At 62.2% G+C, this 1,369-nt stretch carries 1 protein-coding gene; it reads right to left on the reverse strand.

Going from position 1 to position 1,369, the window contains the following annotated elements; translation table 11 throughout:
• On the reverse strand, nt 1-1,043 hold a 1,043-nt coding region (locus ACZ53N_RS37435; protein WP_469145147.1), incomplete at its 3' end, for an MFS transporter.
• Nucleotides 1,044-1,369: the final 326 nt, after the last annotated feature.

Genomic DNA, 1,369 nt, shown 5'->3' on the forward strand with positions numbered 1-1,369 from the left:
GGCGGCCCACCGAGATACGCGATGTACCCGACAGTGCTGACCTGCGCGGTCATCGCCGCGGCTCGGCCCGGTGCGGATCGGCTGGCACGGGAGACTGCCACAGGGAACACCGGGCCCAGGGCTAGCCCTACCAGGCCGATGGTCACCGTCATGGCCAGGGGACCGGCGGCGACTGAGCCAATCAGCACGAGGCAGATCACGACCACGGCAACGGTTGTCAGGACTGTGCGTTCCGTGAAGCGGTTCAGCACGGCGTCACCGGCTGAACGGGAGATGAACATCGCCAAGCTGAACAAAGCCAGTGTGGTGGCTCCCACAGAGGCGGAAGCTCCATGGTCGCGGGTGATCAGCAAAGCCGACCAGTCGGTCACCAGCCCCTCGATGAGCAGACCGGAGACGGCGAGCATCGCGATCGTCCATGGCAGGCCCAAGCGCCCGTTTCGCACCAGGACCGGGGTGTCTTCGGATTCTCGCTCTGCGGAGCTCCGGGGTTGGGACCACAATATCGGAGCACACAGCAGGGTCAGAGCCACAAGGAGAACGGCAACGGCGAGGAAGTGTTCGGTCACCTTGGCACCAACATGCGTGGCAGCTACGCCGCCAAGGGCGCCGACGAGCACACCTAGGCTGTATCCACCGTGCAACCGGGACAGGACCCGATGACCAGTAAAATGCTGGTAGGCGATGCCGGCGCTGTTCATGGCGATGTCGAGGACGCCGCTGGCTGCACCGAGCAGCATGAGCGCTCCGGTCAGCTGCCACATACCATCGACGAAGCCGATCAGGGGCAGCGACGCGCTGAAGAACAGGGCGGTAACCACGCACACCGGCCCTGATCTCATACGGTCGAGGATCCGAGCGGTGAGCAGCAGCGCCGGAACAGATCCTGCGGCGACACCGAACAAGGCAATACCCAGTTCACCGTCACTCAGATTAAGGAGGCGCTTGACCTCTGGAGTACGCGGGGCCCAACTGGAAAGAACGGCCCCATTGACAAAGAAGACGGCCCATAGACGAGCGACGAAAGAACGGTTATGTGTCAAGTGCAAGGCGACCCTCAGGCCGCCCTGAAGACTGCATTTCGCCTTTTCCCCGGACGGTCAGGAGAGGCGGTCCATGACTCTGAAACACTCTCACGGTACCAACCGAAGCAACAAGCCCACTTCCTCCACATCCGAATATTTCCCATCTGTTCAACGCCTGAGCCCACTGTCAGCGGCCATGAAAAGCGGCTCTTCCAGATTTTCGTGAAGCCGGTCATGGGGCTGTCACCTTGAGCCTTTTCCAACCTGATGGGGGCCGGGCGGGGGTGGTTGGGCTGTACGTAGTGGTGAAGCTCCTGGTAGACGGGTTGTCGACCAGGATCAAC

This window comes from Streptomyces sp. NPDC033229, assembly GCF_055576875.1.